Raw genomic sequence first — 17,550 nt, 5'->3', positions numbered from 1 at the left:
GTGTCCGTCGCGGTGTCCGTCGATGTGCCCATCCATGTGCCCGTCCGTGTGCCCGTCACAGCGGAGTGCACACGTGTCTTCGAGGAACAGCAGTCACACGATCCGCAGCCCGCGTGGGCGGCGCAGGGGGGTTGGGCCGCGTGGGTGACGACCCGCTCCGGTGGCTCGCCGTTCGGTGCGGGAGCCGCTCGTGACCGCCGGGCCGGAGCCCCGGTCCCGCCCCTCCGACCGTGCGCCCCGTCCCGCGGCGTTGCAGGATGGGCCCATGCTGCTGGCTCGGCTCGCACACGTGTCCAAGGAAGTGGCCGCCGCCTCCGCGCGGTCACGGAAGATCGCCCTGCTCGCCGAATTGTTCCGGGCGGCGGAGCCGGAGGACGTACCGATCGTCATCCCCTATCTGGCGGGGCGGCTGCCCCAGGGGCGGCTCGGCATCGGCTGGAGCACCCTCAGGGAAGCGGGACCGCCCGCCGCGGAACCGTCGCTGACGGTACGGGGCGTGGACGCGGCGCTCTCGGCGATCGGCGCGGTGTCCGGCACCGGCTCCCAGGCCGAACGCAGACGACTGATCGGCGAGTTGATGGGGGCCGCCACCGAGGACGAGCAGCGGTTCCTGTTCGGGCTGCTCACCGGTGAGGTCCGGCAGGGGGCACTGGACGCGGTCGCCGTGGAGGGCCTCGCGGTGGCCACGGAGATCCCCGCGGACGCCGTGCGGCGCTCGGTGATGCTCGCCGGTGCCATCAGCCCGGTCGCCGAAGCGCTGCTGGAGCGTGGCCCGCAGGCGCTGGACGAGTTCCGGCTGACCGTGGGCCGGCCCCTGCTGCCGATGCTCGCGCACGGCGCCTCGTCGGTCGCCGAGGGCATCGACAAGCTGGGCGCGTGCGCGGTCGAGGAGAAGCTGGACGGCATCCGAGTGCAGGTGCACCGCAGCGGGAACGACGTACGCGTCTACACCCGGACCCTGGACGACATCACCGACCGGCTGCCCGAGCTGACGGCCGCCGCACGCGGGCTGGACGGGGAGCACTTCATCCTGGACGGGGAGGTCATCGCCCTCGACGGCACCGGGCGACCCCGGCCGTTCCAGGACATCGCGGGGCGTGTCGGGTCGCGCCTCGACGTCGAGGCGGCGGCGGCCGGGCTGCCCCTGTCGCCCGTCTTCTTCGACGCCCTGTCCGTGGCGGGACGGGATCTGCTCGACCTGCCGTTCACCGAGCGGCACGCGGAGCTGGCCGCCCTGGTGCCCGAGCCGATGCGGGTACGGCGCACGCTGGTGGACGACCCCGAGGACGAGAAGGCACGCGGCGAGGCCCAGGAGTTCTTCGACGCGACGCTCGCGCGCGGCCACGAGGGGGTCGTGCTGAAGTCGCTCGACGCCCCGTACAACGCTGGTCGTCGGGGCGCCTCCTGGCTGAAGGTCAAACCGGTGCACACCCTGGACCTGGTGGTACTCGCCGCCGAGTGGGGTCATGGCCGCCGCACCGGCAAGCTCTCCAACCTCCACCTGGGCGCGCGACGGCCGGACGGGACGTACGCGATGCTGGGGAAGACGTTCAAGGGCATGACGGACGCGATGCTGGCCTGGCAGACCGAGCGGCTCCGGGCTCTGGCGGTCAACGACAACGGCCACGTGGTGGAGGTGCGTCCCGAACTCGTCGTCGAGATCGCCTACGACGGCCTGCAACGGTCCACCCGCTACCCGGCCGGCGTCACGCTCCGCTTCGCCCGCGTCGTGCGCTACCGCGAGGACAAGCCGCCCGCACAGGCGGACACGGTCGAAACGGTGCTGTCCCGCTTCCCGCCCGCCCACGGGTGACCTGCGCGGCGGGGAACGAGGCTGGGGACAGATCCACGCGAGCCACCCGAACGGCCTCGCCCCCTCTATGGGATTTTGCCAATCCTTGGCCCCGATAGGGTGACATCCCGGGATGATCACCTACCGCACAAGGGGAAAGCTGTGCCCGCATCACGTCTCAGCCGCACGCCGCTTCCAGGCATCGGCATCCGGTACGACCTGACGACCCGAGAACAGCGGCGCCTGTCGGTGGTCGCGCACCGGGACGGTGCGCGGACGCTGAGCGCCTACCGTTCCGACGATCCGGACGAGTGCGCCCTCTCCCTGCGGCTGAGTTCGGGTGAGGCGGAAGCGCTGATCGACGCGTTGATGCCGTCGCACCACAGCCCCAACCTGCTGCACACCACCGATCTGGGGCTGGTCGCGGAGCGGGTGCTCCTGTCGGCCACCTCGTACTGGAACGGGCGGCTCCTCGGGGAGACCCGGATGCGGACCGAGACGGGCGTGTCGATCGTGGCGGTGCTGCGGACGGCCGACGCCATCCCGTCGCCCGCCCCCGATTTCCGGCTGGCGGGTGGTGACACCCTCATCGTGATCGGCACGCGCGAAGGCGTGGAGACGGCCGCGGCGATACTCGGTCGGGAGTGATCGCGTGCACTCCGCTGTCTTTCTCATCGAGTTCGGCGCGATCATCCTCGCCCTCGGACTGCTCGGCCGGTTCGCGGGACGTTTCCAGTTCTCGCCGATACCGCTCTACCTCCTGGCGGGCCTCGCGTTCGGCGAGGGCGGGCTGCTGCCGCTCGGCGCGAGCGAGGAGTTCGTCGCCATCGGCGCCGAGATCGGCGTCATTCTGCTGCTGTTGATGCTGGGGCTCGAATACACGGCCAGCGACCTCGTCAGCAATCTCAAGACGCAGTATCCGGCCGGTCTGGTCGACTGCACGCTGAACGCCCTGCCGGGCGCGATAGCCGCGCTGCTCATGGGCTGGGGTCCGGTCGCCGCCGTCGTACTCGCGGGTGTCACGTGGATCTCGTCGTCCGGCGTCATCGCCAAGGTCCTCGGCGACCTCGGGCGGCTCGGCAACCGCGAGACCCCGGTCATCTTGAGCATCCTCGTCCTAGAGGACCTGGCGATGGCCGTCTATCTGCCGATCATCACCGCCCTGCTGGCGGGTGTCGGGTGGGCCGCGGGCAGCCTCACCCTCGCCATCGCGCTCGGCGCGGCCGGGCTCGTGCTCTTCCTCGCGGTCCGCTTCGGGCGGGTGATCTCCCGCTTCGTCTCCAGCGACGACCCCGAGAAGCTGCTCCTCGTGGTGCTCGGCCTCACCATCCTCGTCGCGGGGATCGCGCAGCAGCTCCAGGTGTCCGCCGCCGTCGGCGCGTTCCTCGTCGGCATCGCGCTCTCGGGTGAGGTCGCCGAGGGCGCGCACGCGCTGCTCGCGCCGCTGCGGGACCTGTTCGCGGCCGTCTTCTTCGTCTTCTTCGGGCTGCACACCGATCCGGCGAGCATCCCGCCCGTGCTGCTTCCGGCCCTCGCGCTGGCCGTCGTCACCGCCCTGACGAAGATCGCGACCGGTTACTGGGCGGCCCGCCGCGCGGGCATCTCCGTCAAGGGCCGCTGGCGGGCCGGTGGTGCGCTGGTGGCGCGAGGCGAGTTCTCCATCGTCATCGCGGGGCTCGCGGTCGCCGCCGGCATCGAGCCGTCGCTCGGCCCGCTGGCCACGGCGTATGTCCTGATCCTGGTGATCGTCGGGCCGCTGACCGCCCGTTACACGCAGCCCATGGCGGGCTTCGTGGGCGGTGTCCTCGCACGGCGCGGGAAGAACGCCGCGTCGCCGGAGCCCGCGCGGGTGCCCGGGCCCCGGGAGACGGTCGAGTCCCTGGACGGACAGGACGCGGGCGACCGGTCCTGAAGGGTGGCGGCCTGTGTGAGGCCAAGGAGGCCCTGCCGGACGGCGCGAGGTCCCGGCCGGCCGGCGCGGAGGGCTCCGCTAGGGCCTGTCTGACAATTCCCGTCGTCGCCCGGAGGGCGGCCTCGCGGCGTCAGGTGCGTGCTCTCGGCGTGCCGGGCGTAGGGCCTCGTACTGGATGTACTTGGCTCTGCGCCCGGTGCGGCGAGTGGGGGCACCCCCTGCTCGAAGAGCTCGGGGGAGCGTGCATGGCGTCGCGAGGCAGACGGGATTTGTCAGACAGGCCCTAGCCCGCACACCTGGGCTGGAAGTCCGCGTCGGCCGGGCCCTTGCGGCCGAGCGCGTCGAGGACCCACTGGGCGACGACCGGGTCCTTGGGCGCCTGGTCGTGCATGAACGGGTCGAGCGGGCAGCGGTCCTGCAGGACGACGTTGGTGACGTACTCCTTGGGGCCGCTCAACAGGGCGTTCGTGTACGGGACCACGACCTCGTCGTAGCGCGTGGTGACGACGGTGTAGTCCGGGCCGGGCGGGGTCTGCGTTCCCGCGTTGAGTCTCGTCAGGAGGTCGGAGCCCGTGATCTGGTCGGTGCAGGCCGGGCAGACCGTGTCGCCGAGGGGCTTGGCCAGCGGGTTGGTCGTGCCGTGGTTGGACGGCACGATGCCGATCAGGTCGTCGACCTTGTCCGCGCCGCCGAGGAACTTCACGTAGTAGCGCGGCATCATGCCGCCCTGGCTGTGGCCGACGAGGTCGACCTTCGCGGCGCCCGTCGCACCGCGCACGGCCTCGACGAAGTCCTTCAGCTCGGCGGCTGAGTCGGCCACCGGGTCGGTCGCCATGTGCCCGTAGTTGAACGCGAAGACGCAGTAGCCCGCTCGCTTGAGCTTCGGCGAGAGGACGGCCCAGTTCTCCGCCATCAGCTTGAACGTGCCGTTGACCAGCACGACCGGCTGCGGGTGGGCCGGGTCCGGCTTGCAGGACCAGTCGTTCGCGCCGCGGGGCGGTATGTCCAGGAGCGAGGCCCGTGGGGCGGACGGGGCGGACGGGGTGGCAGCGGACGCCGGGGCGGCGAAGCACGCGACGCCGAGGGCGAGGGTGGCCGCGGCGGTCATCAAGGACCGGACGGCGTGACGCAGATGCATGGCGGTTCCCATCTTTCGGTGGTGCATGACTCGTTCGGTGGTGCATGACACAGGGGTCGGCATACGAAGCCCGGTGCGGCGCCCGAAGCACGGCTCGACGTACGAACACGGTTCGACAATGCCGACCGCTGGAAGAGATCGTTTTCCGTGGACACGTAGCGCGTCAAGAGGTCGACGGTGTGTATTCGTCACACCCTTCAGGGCTTGCGCATCCGGTGCGCAGGAGGGCACGTGGCCAAGTGCGGGACTCGCCGCCCGGCGGTGCCGCCGCGCCTGGCACGATGCTCCTCATGACCTCCGGGCCCGCGTTCCGCCTCGCACGAGCCGCCGTGTTCGCGGCTCTGTGCGTGGTGACCACGGCCTTCGGTCACGTCCTCATGTCCGGTGCCGCGCTGCCGTGGTGGGCGGTGGGTTACGCCTTCGCCGCCACGACGGCCGCCGCGTGGTGGCTGACCGAGCGCGAGCGCGGCGCTTCGGCGGTCACCGGCGCGACGGTCGCGGCGCAGCTGGCCCTGCACGAACTGTTCGGGCTCGCGCAGCGGCTGGGCGCGGGCCCGAGCGGGCGCGAGGCCCCGGGCCCGCTCCGGATGCCGTCCGGTGGGGGCGACGGCATGAACCACATGCACCACGCGATGCCGATGCCGATGCCGATGTCGGCGCCGATGCCGTCCTCCGACGCCGCTCTCACCGCCCTGTCGGACGAGGCGCTGGCCGACGAGGCCCTGTCCCGTTGGGTGATGTCCGTCTTCGGGCACAGCGGCTTCGGCATGTTCCTCGCGCACCTGGCCGCCGCGCTGATCTGCGCCCTGTGGCTGTGGCGCGGCGAGGCCGCCGCGTTCCGCACCGGACGCGCGCTCGCCGCGGCCTTGTTCGTCCCGCTGCGGCTCGTCCTGCGGCTCCTCGTCGCCGCCCTCCCCCCGGCACCGCCGCACGTCGGCGCGCTGGTGCCCGTGCCACGGCTGCGCGGGGTCCTGCTTCAGTACGCCGTCTCGCGCAGAGGTCCACCCGTTCTTCCGGTCAGTTCCTGACACCCGCCCGCACCTCAAGGTGCCGGGCGGCTCTTCGGCGTTCGCGCCGCTTCTCGAACTCTCTTCACCGGAGGACCTTCAGCGATGACTCCTGCCCTTTTGCGTCCTGGACCCGGCCGTGCCGCCGAGCCGGACCGCGACGACCTGATCACCGAGTGGGCACTGGCGGCCCGGGACGGCGACGCCGCGGCGTTCGAACGGTTCGTGCGGGCCACCCGGCGCGACGTCTGGCGCTTCGTGGCCCACCTCAGCGGTGATCTGCACGGCGCCGACGACCTGACCCAGGAAACGTATCTGCGCGCCCTAACCGGGCTGCGCGGATACGCCGCCCGTTCCTGTGCCCGTAGTTGGCTGCTCGCCATCGCGCGCCGCGTCGTCGCCGACCGCTTCCGCTCGGCGGCGGCCCGGCCGCGGATCGCCGACATCTCCGACTGGCAGGCGGCCGCGGAACGCGCGCAGCCGCGCGGCCTGCCCGGCTTCGAGGAGGGCGTGGCCCTGCTCGACCTCCTGGCGACGCTCGACGCGCCGCGCCGTGAGGCGTTCGTGCTCACCCAGCTCGCGGGGCTCCCCTACGCGGACGCGGCGGCTGCCGTCGACTGCCCGATCGGCACCGTGCGCTCGCGGGTGGCGCGCGCACGGGAACGGGTGAGCGCGCTGCTCGCCGCGGCGGACCACGCGGCCTGACCACCCTGCACCCGCCCTCGTCGTCGCCCGGCGCACTGCACGCGAGGCGTCGGCGAGGGCGACCCTCCGCCCACGCCCCCTGCCCCTCCTGCCGCGACGCTTACAGCTACCGGGGCGTCTCACGTACGAAAAAGGTCACCACCACGCCCGCCCCGAAGCCGTTGCTCCGCATCAGCGCGGCCGAAACAGTGTTACGGGACTCGACCTCGGCCACCACAACACTCGCGCCCGCTTCCGCGAGCGTCACGCAGCAGGCCTTCACCAGACGGCTCGCGACGCCCTGCCCCTGGTACTCGGGGGCGCTCGCGATCCACTCCATGTTGCCCCAGTCGGCGACTGGTCGAAGCCCATGGAGCCGAGCACGAAGCCGGCGAGCCGCTCCCCGTCGAGCGCCACCCAGCAGGCGGACGCCTCACTGTCCAGATGTCTCGCGATCGCCGAGAGCGACCAGGGCGTGTAGGGCTTCGCGGACGTGTCGTAGACCTTGTGGCCGAGGGCGAGGACATCGGCCACAAGGGTGGCCGTCATCGGCGCGAGAGCGATCGCCCGGTGCTCCGGCGCGGCGGGGATGGGCATGGGGCCTCCCTGGGGCGGGCGGCGGTCGGCCGCGGCTTCGTCCACTTCCCGCTAGGAGGCGGGCCGGGGTCACGCATGCGGAGCGGGGCGACGCCCTCGGCACGGCCCCGGGCGCGTGGCGACGCAGCACAGGCGGCCGCCGACCAGCCGGTCGGAGGGGCGGCCGGACAGAGGGGTGGTTGGCTGGAGGGGCGGCCGGTCAACTCACCCGTGCGGACAGTACTTTGATCAGTTGGACGTCCGTCCAAGGCGTCACCGTCGAGCCCTTATCGTGGTCCGCATGCCCGTTCCTGAGCTGATCCGCATCGTCTCCCGCTCCTCCCCCATGGCCCTGGCCCAGGTGGAGCGCGTCCGCGCCGAACTCGCTGCGCTGCACCCCGGCATCCGTACCGAGGTCGTGCCGGTCACGACCTCCGGCGACCGCTGGATGGGCGACCTGGCCCGCCTCGGCGGCAAGGGCGCCTTCACCAAGGAGGTGGACGCCGCGCTGCTCGCGGGAGAGGCGGACCTCGCGGTGCACTGCGTCAAGGACGTACCGGCGGACCGGCCGCTGCCCGCCGGGACGACGTTCGCCGCGTTCCTGAAGCGGGACGACATCAGGGACGCGCTCATCCACCCGGGCGGACTCACCCTCGACGAGCTGCCCGCGGGGACCCGCATCGGCACCTCCTCAGTGCGCCGCCGCGCCCAACTGGCCGCCTCGCACCCCGAGTTGGAGTGCGTGCCGATGCGCGGCAACGCGGGCCGCCGCCTGGAGAAGCTCGCCGCGGGTGACGCCGACGCCCTGCTGCTCGCCCAGTCCGGGCTGGAGCGCATCGGCCGCCCCGACCTGGCCAGCGAGGTCCTGTCGGTGGAGACGATGTGCCCGCCGATCGGCGCCGGCATCCTGGCCCTCCAGTGCCGCGAGGACGACACCACGACGATCGACGCGGTGACGGGCCTCGGCGACAAGGACGCCTGGCGGGAGGCGACCGCCGAGCGCATGTTCCTGCACGTGCTCCAGGGGCACTGCAACTCGCCGATCGCCGGGTACGCGCGCTCGGAGCGCGGCGGTGACCTGTCGCTGCGCGCCTGCGTGTTCACACCCGACGGCAAGACGGTGCTGAACGCGCACGAGTGGGCGGGCCCGCTCGACCCGGCGACCCTCGGCACATCCGTGGCCGTCGCGCTGCTGCGCCAGGGCGCCCGGGAACTGATCGACGGCATCGCGCACTGACCCCCGCCCTGGGAAAACCCCCAGCCCAGACGGAGGCCAGCCCCGTCCCGCGCGCGGCCGGCGCCGACCTGGCATGGGAGCAGGGAGCACGTCAGGTCCGTGGCAGGAGTGGTGATGAGCGAGGCCGAGGGGCTCAGCAAGCGATACGGGCCCACCGTCGCCGTCGACCCGACGAACACCGCCCTCGCGAGCATGCCCGCCCGGCGCCTCGCGGTCGGGCGGTCGGCGGTCCGCCGGGACGCGTGACGGGAAACTGGGGCCCATGCACGCACAGGACATCTTCCGCACTCCCTTCACCCGCAGGGCGTGGGCCGAGGCGGCGTACTGCCTGGCCGGTCTGGTGCCGGCCCTCACGGGCGGGGTGGCCCTCACCGTGCTGCTCGCCCTCGGCGCCGGGCTGACGCTCTCCCTGGTCCTCGCGGTGGTGGGCGTGCTGCTGCTCCTCGCGGGGCTGCGGCTCGCCCGCTCGCTCGGCGGTGTCCACCGGGGGCTCGCGGAGCGGCTGCTCGGTGAGCGGACGGACGCTCCCCCGCCGCTGTTTCCGGGCGAGGGTCTCGTGGGGCGGCTCGACGCGCGGCTGCGGTGGTCGACATCCGGATGCCGCCGACCCACACGGACGAGGGACTGCGGGCGGCGATCGACATCCGCGCCGCATACCCCGGCACGGGGGTGCTGCTGTTCTCGCAGTACGTCGAGACGAAGTACGCCACGCGCCTGCTCGCGGCGGGCTCGGCGGGCGTCGGCTATCTGCTCAAGGACCGGGTGGCGAACGTCGCGGAGTTCACGGACGCCCTGGAGCGGATCGCGGCGGGCGGCACCGCGCTCGACCCCGAGGTCGTCACCCAGCTGGCCGGCGCGGGCCACCGCGCGGCCGGCCTCGCGCCGCTCACCGGCCGGGAGCGCGAGGTGCTCTCGTTGATGGCGGAAGGCCGCTCCAACGCGGCGATCGCCCAGGCCCTGTTCGTGTCGGCGGGCACGGTGGAGAAACACGTGGCGGCGGTCTTCGAGAAACTCGGGCTGCCCGTGTCGCAGGACCACAATCGGCGGGTACTCGCGGTGATCAGATATCTGTGTTCCTGAGGCGGCGGACCGGGCCCGGGCCGTTCAGTCGGCGTAGCCGGACCGGACACCTCACCGCCTCAACTCCCCCACAGGAGCACCATGTTCCGCCCTCTTCGTCTACGCATCGTGCACCGTTCACCCCTGGACTCGCGCCGTCGGCCCCGCATCCCCGCAGGACAAAGGCATATGCCATGAGCACCACCGCATCAGGTGTCGCCAAATCCCTTACGGGCCCCCTCCTGCTGTGCGAAAGTCGGTAGCGGTCCACCACCCGTCAAACTGGTCGCACCGCACCCTCACCGGAGCAACCCATGCCCTCCCATGTCTTCGCGGACCACGCCGCCGGCCGGCCGCCCGAGCGCGGCACGGTCGACGCGCTGATCTCGCAGACGCGCCGTCTCCGCGGCGAGGTGGACGCCGTACGGCGCGAAGCCGTGACCGACCGGGGAGACCCGGCGGGGCGCTGGCAGCGAGCCCTGTGCGAGCTGGCCGTGCACCAGCTCGACGACCTCGACGAGCACTTGGCCCAGTTGCGGGAGGGCCCTCCCGGGATGGGCGGCGAGCCCGTGGCGCCGGCCGCGCCCGCGGCCACCGACCCGCGCCGGGGCGCACTCCTGAGCCGGGTGGGCAGCGCCGAGTGGAACCTCCTCACCGACGAGGCCACCTGGTCCTGCGAGCTCTACCAGATCCTCGGCCGCGACCCCGCCGCTCCCCCGCTCTCCCTCGACGAACTCCCCTCCCTCGTCCACACCGACGACCAGCCCCTGCTGACCGCGATGGTCACGGACTGCCTGGTCGACGGGAAGCCCATCGACGGCGAGTTCCGCATCGTGCGCCCGGGCGGGGAGGTGGGCCACGTGCACATGATGGGCGAGCCCGTGCTCGCCGCCGACGGCTCCACCGCCTCCATGTGGGCGGTCCTGCGGGACGTCAGCGCACTGCGCCGCAGCCGACGCATGCTGCGCGATACTCAGGAGTCGCTGCGCCGGCGCCACGAGAGCGAGCAGACCCAGCAGATCGAGCAGGCTCAGCAGCCCGGGCAGACCGGGCAACGGTTCGTCGTCGAACGCCAGGCCGAGGCCCCGCCGCCCTGGCGCGGCTCCCTGCGCTTCCCGCACGGCGGCCTCGCCCGGCTCGACCTCGCCGCCCGCTACCTCCCTCCCTCCTCCCTGCCTCCCTCTCGCCTCCCTTCCTCGACCGGCGCGCTCGCCGGCGGCGACTGGTACGACGCGATGGAACTGCCCGACGGCCACGCCCTGCTGAGCGTGGGCGACCTCACCGGGCACGGCGTCGCCGCCACCTCCGGCATGGCGATGCTGCTCGGCGCGGTGCGCGGGATGGCGGTCGCGGGCGCCATGCCCGGCCGGCTCATGGGCTGGCTCAACGGCCTCCTCGACACCACGGTCCGGCCCGCCCGCGGCAGCGCGATCTGCTGCCGCTACGACCCCGGCACCCGACTGCTCACCTGGGCGCAGGCCGGACATCCCGCCCCGCTGCTGTTCCGCGACGGGACGGGGCGCACGCTGACGCCACCGGCCGGCGCGCTCCTCGGAGCCGCGCCCGAAGCGGCGTACGAGCAGGCCGAGGAGCAATTGCGCCCCGGGGACCTGTTGTTACTGCACACCGATGGTCTGGTGCCCCGCCACGGCCGGGACGCGGCAGCGGTCCGGCTGCTCTCCCTCGCCCCCCGCCTCACCGCGGCGCGCACGGCGGAGGACTGTGTGCGGACGGTCGTCGAGGAGTTCGACGGGAGCCCGCGCGAGGACGACGCCTGTCTGCTGATCGCCCGGTGTTGAACCTGCCGTTGCATTTGCCGTTGAACCTGCCGGGGAGTGTCACGCCCTGGCCGTTCTGCCCGCCCCCCTGGTCCCCTTCGGCAGCGCGAGCTTGATCTCCTCGCGCAGGTCCTGGATCTTCGGATAGCCGGCGTACTGCGCCGTCAGCCGGTACATCTCGCGCAGCCGGTCCCAGGTGCGGTGCGAGGAGTTGGCCCCCATCGACACCAGCGCCAGGCGCGCGTAGCGGTCGGCCTGTTCGGGGTCGTCGGCGATGAAACACGCCGACGCCAGCGAGAGGTAGTCGAAGATCTGCGACCGGTCGTGGCCCTTCGCGCGCAGTTCGATGGCCTCCTTGGCGTGCCGCTGCGCGATGGGCGCCGCGGCCGGTTCGTGGTCGGCGAGCGTGCGGTAGGCCAGGGCCTGCATGCCGTGCAGGTCCGCCTCGTCGAACATCTGCATCCAGCTCGGCGGCGGCACGTCGCCCTTGTCCGAGACGAAGAGGTCCTCGGCGCGGCCGAGCGTGCGCCGCATGGCCTGGCCGCGGCCCATCGACGCCTGCGCCCAGGCCTCGATGGTGTACAGCATCGCCTTGGTGCGGGGCAGGGCCTCGTCGCCCGCTCCCGACTTGGCGAGCTTCATCAGGTCCAGGGCGTCGTCCGGCTTGCCCAGGTGAACCATCTGGCGGGCGGCCCGGGACAGGGCCTCGCCCGCACGGGGACGGTCGCCGCCCTCGCGGGCCGCGTGGGCGGCGATGACGAAGTACTTCTGGGCCGTGGGCTCCAGGCCGACGTCGTGCGACATCCAGCCCGCGAGGACGGCGAGGTTGGCGGCGACGCCCCACAGGCGCCGCTGGAGGTGGTCGGGGTGGCGGTAGGCGAGCATGCCGCCCACTTCGTTGAGCTGGCCCACCACGGCCTTGCGCTGCAGTCCGCCGCCGCGGGCCGCGTCCCAGGCGCGGAACACTTCGACGGAGCGCTCCAGTTCCTCGATCTCCTGGGACCCGATCGGGGCGGCCTCATAGCGGTCGAACCCGGCGGGGTCGGCGTGCAGCGGGTCGTGGATACGGGGGGCGTCGGCCGCGAGGGCCGGATCGGTGTGCAGCCAGTCGTGCATGGCGCTGCTGAGTGCGGAGCCTGCGGCGAGCGCGGCGCCCGCGCCCACCAAGCCGCGTCGGTTGAGCATGAGGTCCATTCCCGTGAATTCGGTGAGGACCGCGGCTGTCCGCTCGGGCGCCCACGGCACGCCGTCGGGGTGCTCCGCACTCCCGTCGCCACGCCGCTTGCCTGGACGTCCGTGCCGGACCAGACCGAGATCCTCAGTGGTCACGACACGGCCGAGACGCTCGGTGAACAGGACGGCCAGCACCTGCGGCACCGGATCGCGGGGGATCTCCCCCATGTCGATCCACCGCCGCACCCGCGAGGTGTCGGTGGCCAGCTGGAGGTGGCCCATGGCCGCCGCCTGCCGGTTCACCATTCTCGCGAGTTCGCCCTTGGACCAGCCGGCGAGGCCGAACAGATCCGAAAGGCGGGTATTGGGTTGTCCGCTCACGTCAAGCCCCCAGGTTCTCGGCTGAGTTGACAGTAACCGCCTGTCAGTTGCTGAGCGACTATTCGCCAGGGTTCGCCAGGGTGCGCCACATGGTGTGCCAGGGGGCACCAGGTGTCAGGTAGAAGTGCGCCACCCCGACCCGGTCGCCGCACGGCACTCCCCAGGGTGATCCCGACGCGATCGGGGCGGGAGGGCGCACGCAATCCACAGGCACACGAAGGGATCTGTTCGCCCATGTACGCAGCATCGTCCTCCGTGTCCGCCCCGCCCCGGCCGCTCCGCCCGCGCCCCCCCGTACCCCGGGGCCGCGAGGTGCCCCCCTCCGCGGGGAGCGGCCCCTATCTGGAGCCGGCGCGGTCCGCTGCCGCGCAGCTCGGCGCCAGCCGGACGCGTCGCGCGCCGGGGCCCGGCTCGCAACCGCTCAGCGGGAGACTCGACTTGTCCGGCCCTCAGGGGACGCAACTGCGCGCCGCGATCGCCTCGGTGCATCGCATCTGCCCCGAGTTCAACCCCGTGCAGGTGCTCCGCCGAAGCGGCCGTACGGTCCTGCTGGTCGGTACGGCGGGACGCGGCGCGGCCGTCGCCAAGTGCTTATTGGACCACTCCCCTCTGTGGGCGGATCGGCTCCGGCACGAAATAGCGGCATACCGCTCGTTCGTCCGGCACCGGCCGCCGGTGCGGGCGCCTCGGCTGATCGCCGCCGATCCCGAGGCCTGCACACTGGTGATCGAGCGGATGCCCGGACGGGTGGCGGCACTGCAGAGGCATCCCGTCGAGGCCCCGCCGCGGGCCGACATCCGGGCGGCGCTCGGCTCCGTCCTGCGCCTGAACCAGTGGCGGCCGCCCGCGGAGATGTTCGGCAGGCCGCTGGAGTACGGCAGGCGGATCACCCGCTTCCACGAACTCGGTCTGCTGACCGACCGTGACATGGGCGACCTGCAGAAGCTCCTGCACGGCATCGCGCACTCGGCGGTCCACCAGGGCGAGGGCCCCGAGGCGATGTGGCAGTTCTGCCACGGCGACGCCCTGCTGTCGAACATCCTGCTCTCGCCGGCCGGACCCGTCCTGGTCGACTGGGAGCACGCGGGATGGTATCTGCCGGGGTACGACCTGGCGACGCTCTGGACGGTCCTCGGTGACAACCCCGTGGCGCGGCGCGAGATCAGCCAGCAGGCCCAGCTCGCGGGTCCCGCGGCGCGCGACGCGTTCCTGGTCAATCTCATGCTGGTGCTGACCCGTGAGATCCGTCAGTACGAGACGGCCGTGCAGCGTTCGATGCACGAATCGGCCCCGGCGGCGCCGGCCCCCGCCCCTTCCGGTGCCGCGCCGACCGGCGAGGAACAGCGGCTGCTGCTGAGGCGGCTGCACGACGACTGCCAGCTGGCCCGCCGGGCCGTGCGAGCGGCGGTCGGTACTCGCTGAGGGGAAACAGGTCCGCGGTGCGCCGAGACCAGGGGCGCACCGCGGACCTTCGTATGCCTCTGGTCTATGTCGTCGGGAAAGGCACACCGGCCTATGCCTGTGTGCCTCTTCCGCTGGCGGCACCTCCGCTCCTCCGAACAGGTGTATCCCGCGCACTCCCATTGGTCCACGCCACTGACGCGTCGCAGGCGGTGGGGCGTGTCCGGGCGAAAGGCCGGGTGTGACCCGCCGGGACCGTCACTGACATGCGAAATCCCTTCTCCTGGGCATGATTGACGGATCGTCGGGGAGCCGGTACCACTGACGCACGCCCGGCCCCGCACGCCCCGCCACGCTTCATCGGCCAAGGAGTCCCAGGAGGCTGCATTGCGAGGAACCACCGCCCGTACCTCGTCGGCGCGCAGACGCACCATCAGAACGGCGGGCGCCCTCGCGTCGGCCGGTCTGCTGGTGCCGCTGCTCGGCGCCGCCCCGTCGTCCGGCGCCGCGCGACAGGCGTCCGACACCCAGTTGCAGGGCGCCTTCGTGTCCGCCTCCGAGGAGTACCGCGTACCGCAGAGCGTGCTGCTCGGCGTCTCGTACCTCCAGTCCCGCTGGGACGCGCACGGTGGTGCGGCCAGCGTCACCGGCGGCTACGGCCCCATGCACCTGACCGACGCGCGCACCGCCCTGGCCTCGGCCCCGCATCACAGCGAGGGCGAGGAGGACCCGCGCGGTGACACCTCGCGCCCGATGCCGCCACCCAGGGCGGAGGTGCCGTCCGTGCCCTCGGAGGCCGAGCTTCCGGCGCGGCTCAAGACGCTGCCGCGCGCGGCCGAGCTGACCGGCCTGCCCGCCGCGGAGCTGCGCACGGATGCCGCCGCGAACGTGGAGGGCGGTGCCGCCCTGCTCGCCGCGGCCCAGAAGAAGCTCGGCAAGCCGCTGAGCGAGGACCCCGCCGACTGGTACGGCGCGATCGCCCGCTTCTCCGGGGCGGACGACGAGGCGACGGCGGCGACGTACGCCAACGATGTGTTCGCGGTGATCCGCGACGGTGAGCGGCGGACGACGGACGCGGGTCAGCGGGTGGAGCTGGCGCCGGAGCCCGGTCTGCGGCCCGACACGGCGCAGCTGAGGAGCATGGGCCTGCGCAAGGCGGCGCCCGGTGAGACGGAGTGCCCGAAGACGGTGTCCTGCGAGTGGATTCCGGCGCCGTACGAGGAGTTCAAGGACCCCAACGGCAACCCGGACTACGGCAACCACGACCTGGCGGACCGGCCCAGGAGCCAGAGCATCGACTCGATCATCGTCCATGACACCGAGGGCCGGTGGGAGGGCGTCCTGAAGATGGTGCAGGACCCGACCTACGTGTCGTGGCAATACAGCCTGCGCTCCACCGACGGCCACATCGCCCAGCACGTGAAGGCCAAGGACGTCGCCTGGCACGCGGGCAACTGGTACGTCAACGCCAAGTCGATCGGCCTGGAGCATGAAGGTTTCCTCACCGCTCCCGACACCTGGTACACGGAGGCGATGTATCGCTCCTCGGCGCGGCTGGTGAAGTACCTCGCCAAGAGGTACGACATCCCGCTGGACCGTCAGCACATCCTCGGCCACGACAACGTCCAGGGCACGGTCTCGTCCACGATCCGGGGGATGCACACGGACCCGGGCCCGTACTGGGACTGGCAGCACTACTTCACGCTGCTCGGCAAGCCGTTCCACCGCACGGCGGGGCCGAACGGCGGGCTGGTGACCGTGGCGCCCGAGTACGCGAAGAACCGGCCGGTGTACACGGGCTGCGGCAAGCCCGCCGACACGTGTGTGCCGCACGGTTCGGCGGCGGTGCGCGTCCACACGGAGCCGCGTGACGACGCGCCGCTGATCAAGGACATCGGCAAGCGGCCGGGCGGGCAGGACTCCACGATCGATGTGAACGACGTCGGGGCGCGGCTCTCCACCGGCCAGCGGTACGCGGTCGCCGACCGCCAGGGCGACTGGACCGCCGTCTGGTACCTCGGCCAGAAGGCCTGGTTCAAGAACCCGCGGAAGCAGCCCACCGCCCTCGACGCGAAGGGGTGGGTGGTGACGCCGAAGGAGGGCGCCACGGAGGTCCCGGTGTACGGGCGGGCCTACCCGGAGAAGGAGGCCTACCCGGCGGGTGTGCCCGTCCAGGCGGTCTCCCCGCTGCCGTACAAGATCGGGGCGGGCCAGAGGTACGTGATCGGCGACAAGGTGCCGGGCGAGTACTACTACGCCTCGACGTTCGACACCGCGGGGCACAAGGTGGTGCGCGGCAAGGACATGTACTACGTCATCCAGTACGGGCACCGCATCGGGTATGTGCGGGCGGCGGACGTGCAGGTGGTGCGCTCGACGTCGTGACGCCGCCGTGAGCGGGGGTCGGGCCCGGGGCCACGCGGGGGCGAGTGGCCCGACAAGACAGAGAACCGCCCCGCTCCTTGTACGGAGCGGGGCGGCGCTTGGACGGAAGGGCGGGGTGCGGCGCGGTCGGGGCTTCCGGGGCTGGTCAGCCCTGCTGGAAGAGTTCCGCGGGCAGCGGCTTGAGGAGCGCGTACAGATCGTCGGTGATCGGCCGGTCCCAGGCGGCGATGGTCACCAGGACGTTGTCGCTGCGGTCGAACTGCACGCACGAGATGCGGCTCTCCGACAGCTTCAGGCGGCGCACGATGAGGAGGTTGTCGCCCTGCATGACCGGCACGTCCTCCGTGGAGACGACCGTGATGTCCTCGTCGTTCTCCAGGGCGAGCAGCAGCTGGGCCACCTCGAAGGGGACCTCGTCCTCGGCGGTCTCGCGCGCGGGCGAACCCTCGGGGAGGTTACCGATGATCATCGCGGGGCCACGGCCGCCGAACAGGTCGTAGCGCAGGAAGACGCCCTGGCAGCTGCCGTCGGGGGCGGGCAGCAGGCCCGCGCCGAGATTGCCGGGCCAGTCACCGGGGTCCATGGCCAGGACGTCGAAGTCCGGGCCCGCGGGGGTGGCGGAGCTGCGGCGGCGGAGGAAGGACATGCGCCCATGGTACGTGGCCGCCGGTGCGTGCCGGCGCGGGGGCGCGGCTGGTCGGAGGCGGGGGGCGGCTGGTCGGCGGGGGTGGCGCGGTGCTCGGTGGCGGGGGCCTGTCATCGGCGGCCGGGTAGGGTCGCGGTCGCCGATCAGGAGCCGGGGCGCCGGCGGAAAGGGGCCGGGCGTGGCGGGCGAGGACGTGGCGGTGGGCGGGGAGAGTGGCGGTACGAGGGGTGAGGGCGCGGGAGCCGGAGCGGGCGGCGGCACAGGAGGCAGTACGGGGGGCAGTGCGGGTGAGGCCTCCGCGTCCGGTGACCACACCGCGACGGACAGCGGCGACACAGGTGGGGCACACGGCGACACCACCGCCCCCGATCACCGCACCAC

15 protein-coding genes and 2 pseudogenes are annotated in these 17,550 nt (G+C 72.6%); 12 read left to right on the top strand and 5 right to left on the bottom strand.

Annotation, left to right across the window (positions count from 1 at the left end; translation table 11 throughout):
* Nucleotides 1–265: 265 nt before the first annotated feature.
* The 3 genes from J2N69_RS34860 (at nucleotide 266) to J2N69_RS34850 (ending at nucleotide 3,704) form a co-directional block, all read left to right on the top strand.
* Nucleotides 266–1,813, top strand: coding sequence for an ATP-dependent DNA ligase (locus tag J2N69_RS34860; RefSeq protein WP_230904296.1), 1,548 nt, complete (start codon nucleotides 266–268; stop codon nucleotides 1,811–1,813).
* Between the two features lie 141 nt (nucleotides 1,814–1,954).
* The gene (locus J2N69_RS34855; RefSeq protein WP_230904295.1) at nucleotides 1,955–2,440 is read left to right on the top strand and encodes a cation:proton antiporter regulatory subunit; all 486 of its coding nucleotides are present in this window, start codon (nucleotides 1,955–1,957) and stop codon (nucleotides 2,438–2,440) included.
* A 4-nt stretch (nucleotides 2,441–2,444) separates the two neighbouring features.
* Nucleotides 2,445–3,704, top strand: a complete 1,260-nt coding sequence (locus tag J2N69_RS34850) for a cation:proton antiporter (protein ID WP_230904294.1) — start codon at nucleotides 2,445–2,447, stop codon at nucleotides 3,702–3,704.
* A 283-nt stretch (nucleotides 3,705–3,987) separates the two neighbouring features.
* Here the strand turns inward: J2N69_RS34850 and J2N69_RS34845 are convergent, their stop codons facing one another.
* On the bottom strand, nucleotides 3,988–4,842 hold the full coding sequence (locus J2N69_RS34845) for an alpha/beta fold hydrolase (protein ID WP_230904293.1): 855 nt from the start codon (nucleotides 4,840–4,842) through the stop codon (nucleotides 3,988–3,990).
* A 290-nt stretch (nucleotides 4,843–5,132) separates the two neighbouring features.
* Between J2N69_RS34845 and J2N69_RS34840 the strand changes: the two genes are divergently transcribed.
* The gene (locus J2N69_RS34840; RefSeq protein ID WP_230904292.1) at nucleotides 5,133–5,870 is read left to right on the top strand and encodes a hypothetical protein; all 738 of its coding nucleotides are present in this window, start codon (nucleotides 5,133–5,135) and stop codon (nucleotides 5,868–5,870) included.
* A gap of 84 nt (nucleotides 5,871–5,954) precedes the next feature.
* Nucleotides 5,955–6,554, top strand: a complete 600-nt coding sequence (locus tag J2N69_RS34835) for a sigma-70 family RNA polymerase sigma factor (RefSeq protein ID WP_230904291.1) — start codon at nucleotides 5,955–5,957, stop codon at nucleotides 6,552–6,554.
* Between the two features lie 106 nt (nucleotides 6,555–6,660).
* Here J2N69_RS34835 and J2N69_RS36775 read toward each other — a convergent pair whose 3' ends face one another.
* Nucleotides 6,661–6,873 (bottom strand): GNAT family N-acetyltransferase, encoded by a 213-nt coding sequence (locus J2N69_RS36775; protein ID WP_408056855.1) that lies wholly within the window; start codon nucleotides 6,871–6,873, stop codon nucleotides 6,661–6,663.
* A complete protein-coding gene (locus J2N69_RS34830; RefSeq protein WP_230904290.1) occupies nucleotides 6,813–7,130 on the bottom strand; it encodes a hypothetical protein in 318 nt (105 codons plus the stop codon). The genes J2N69_RS36775 and J2N69_RS34830 overlap by 61 nt, the downstream gene beginning before the upstream one ends.
* A gap of 280 nt (nucleotides 7,131–7,410) precedes the next feature.
* On the opposite strand from J2N69_RS34830, the gene hemC reads away from it, so the two are divergent.
* From hemC to J2N69_RS34810, 5 genes and pseudogenes are all read left to right on the top strand, one after another.
* Complete coding sequence (hemC, locus tag J2N69_RS34825; RefSeq protein WP_230904289.1) at nucleotides 7,411–8,346, top strand: hydroxymethylbilane synthase; 936 nt, start codon at nucleotides 7,411–7,413, stop codon at nucleotides 8,344–8,346.
* Between the two features lie 114 nt (nucleotides 8,347–8,460).
* A complete protein-coding gene (locus tag J2N69_RS36450; RefSeq protein ID WP_269075652.1) occupies nucleotides 8,461–8,592 on the top strand; it encodes a hypothetical protein in 132 nt (43 codons plus the stop codon).
* 16 nt (nucleotides 8,593–8,608) lie between these two features.
* A pseudogene (locus J2N69_RS34820) lies at nucleotides 8,609–8,869 on the top strand (sensor histidine kinase); the annotation flags it as partial.
* Between the two features lie 59 nt (nucleotides 8,870–8,928).
* Nucleotides 8,929–9,426 (top strand): annotated as a pseudogene (locus tag J2N69_RS34815) (response regulator transcription factor); the annotation flags it as partial.
* Nucleotides 9,427–9,719: 293 nt separating this feature from the next.
* Complete coding sequence (locus J2N69_RS34810; protein WP_230904288.1) at nucleotides 9,720–11,204, top strand: SpoIIE family protein phosphatase; 1,485 nt, start codon at nucleotides 9,720–9,722, stop codon at nucleotides 11,202–11,204.
* 39 nt (nucleotides 11,205–11,243) lie between these two features.
* On the opposite strand, the gene J2N69_RS34805 is transcribed toward J2N69_RS34810, so the two are convergent.
* Entirely contained in the window at nucleotides 11,244–12,737 is a 1,494-nt protein-coding gene (locus J2N69_RS34805; RefSeq protein WP_230904287.1) for a DNA-binding protein NsdB, read from the bottom strand.
* A gap of 234 nt (nucleotides 12,738–12,971) precedes the next feature.
* On the opposite strand from J2N69_RS34805, the gene J2N69_RS34800 reads away from it, so the two are divergent.
* Together J2N69_RS34800 and J2N69_RS34795 are read left to right on the top strand one after the other, a co-directional pair.
* On the top strand, nucleotides 12,972–14,159 hold the full coding sequence (locus tag J2N69_RS34800; protein ID WP_230904286.1) for an aminoglycoside phosphotransferase family protein: 1,188 nt from the start codon (nucleotides 12,972–12,974) through the stop codon (nucleotides 14,157–14,159).
* Between the two features lie 366 nt (nucleotides 14,160–14,525).
* A complete protein-coding gene (locus tag J2N69_RS34795) occupies nucleotides 14,526–16,523 on the top strand; it encodes an N-acetylmuramoyl-L-alanine amidase (protein ID WP_230904285.1) in 1,998 nt (665 codons plus the stop codon).
* Between the two features lie 145 nt (nucleotides 16,524–16,668).
* Here the strand turns inward: J2N69_RS34795 and J2N69_RS34790 are convergent, their stop codons facing one another.
* On the bottom strand, nucleotides 16,669–17,169 hold the full coding sequence (locus J2N69_RS34790) for a hypothetical protein (protein WP_230904284.1): 501 nt from the start codon (nucleotides 17,167–17,169) through the stop codon (nucleotides 16,669–16,671).
* Nucleotides 17,170–17,550 lie beyond the last annotated feature (381 nt).

The organism is Streptomyces huasconensis (genome assembly GCF_021028635.1).
GTDB classification, from domain to species: domain Bacteria; phylum Actinomycetota; class Actinomycetes; order Streptomycetales; family Streptomycetaceae; genus Streptomyces; species Streptomyces huasconensis.
Note: the sequence above shows the minus strand (reverse complement) of the source record. Positions and strands in the feature narration are given on the sequence as shown.

Bases quoted from the DNA above. Each gene is read 5' to 3' on its own strand.
- J2N69_RS34860 (WP_230904296.1), top strand. From the start codon at position 266: ATGCTGCTGGCTCGGCTCGCACACGTGTCCAAGGAAGTGGCCGCCGCC.
- J2N69_RS34845 (WP_230904293.1), bottom strand. From the start codon at position 4,842: ATGCATCTGCGTCACGCCGTCCGGTCCTTGATGACCGCCGCGGCCACC.
- J2N69_RS34840 (WP_230904292.1), top strand. From the start codon at position 5,133: ATGACCTCCGGGCCCGCGTTCCGCCTCGCACGAGCCGCCGTGTTCGCG.
- J2N69_RS34835 (WP_230904291.1), top strand. From the start codon at position 5,955: ATGACTCCTGCCCTTTTGCGTCCTGGACCCGGCCGTGCCGCCGAGCCG.
- J2N69_RS36775 (WP_408056855.1), bottom strand. From the start codon at position 6,873: ATGGAGTGGATCGCGAGCGCCCCCGAGTACCAGGGGCAGGGCGTCGCG.
- J2N69_RS34830 (WP_230904290.1), bottom strand. From the start codon at position 7,130: ATGCCCATCCCCGCCGCGCCGGAGCACCGGGCGATCGCTCTCGCGCCG.
- hemC (WP_230904289.1), top strand. From the start codon at position 7,411: ATGCCCGTTCCTGAGCTGATCCGCATCGTCTCCCGCTCCTCCCCCATG.
- J2N69_RS36450 (WP_269075652.1), top strand. From the start codon at position 8,461: ATGAGCGAGGCCGAGGGGCTCAGCAAGCGATACGGGCCCACCGTCGCC.
- J2N69_RS34810 (WP_230904288.1), top strand. From the start codon at position 9,720: ATGCCCTCCCATGTCTTCGCGGACCACGCCGCCGGCCGGCCGCCCGAG.
- J2N69_RS34800 (WP_230904286.1), top strand. From the start codon at position 12,972: ATGTACGCAGCATCGTCCTCCGTGTCCGCCCCGCCCCGGCCGCTCCGC.
- J2N69_RS34790 (WP_230904284.1), bottom strand. From the start codon at position 17,169: ATGTCCTTCCTCCGCCGCCGCAGCTCCGCCACCCCCGCGGGCCCGGAC.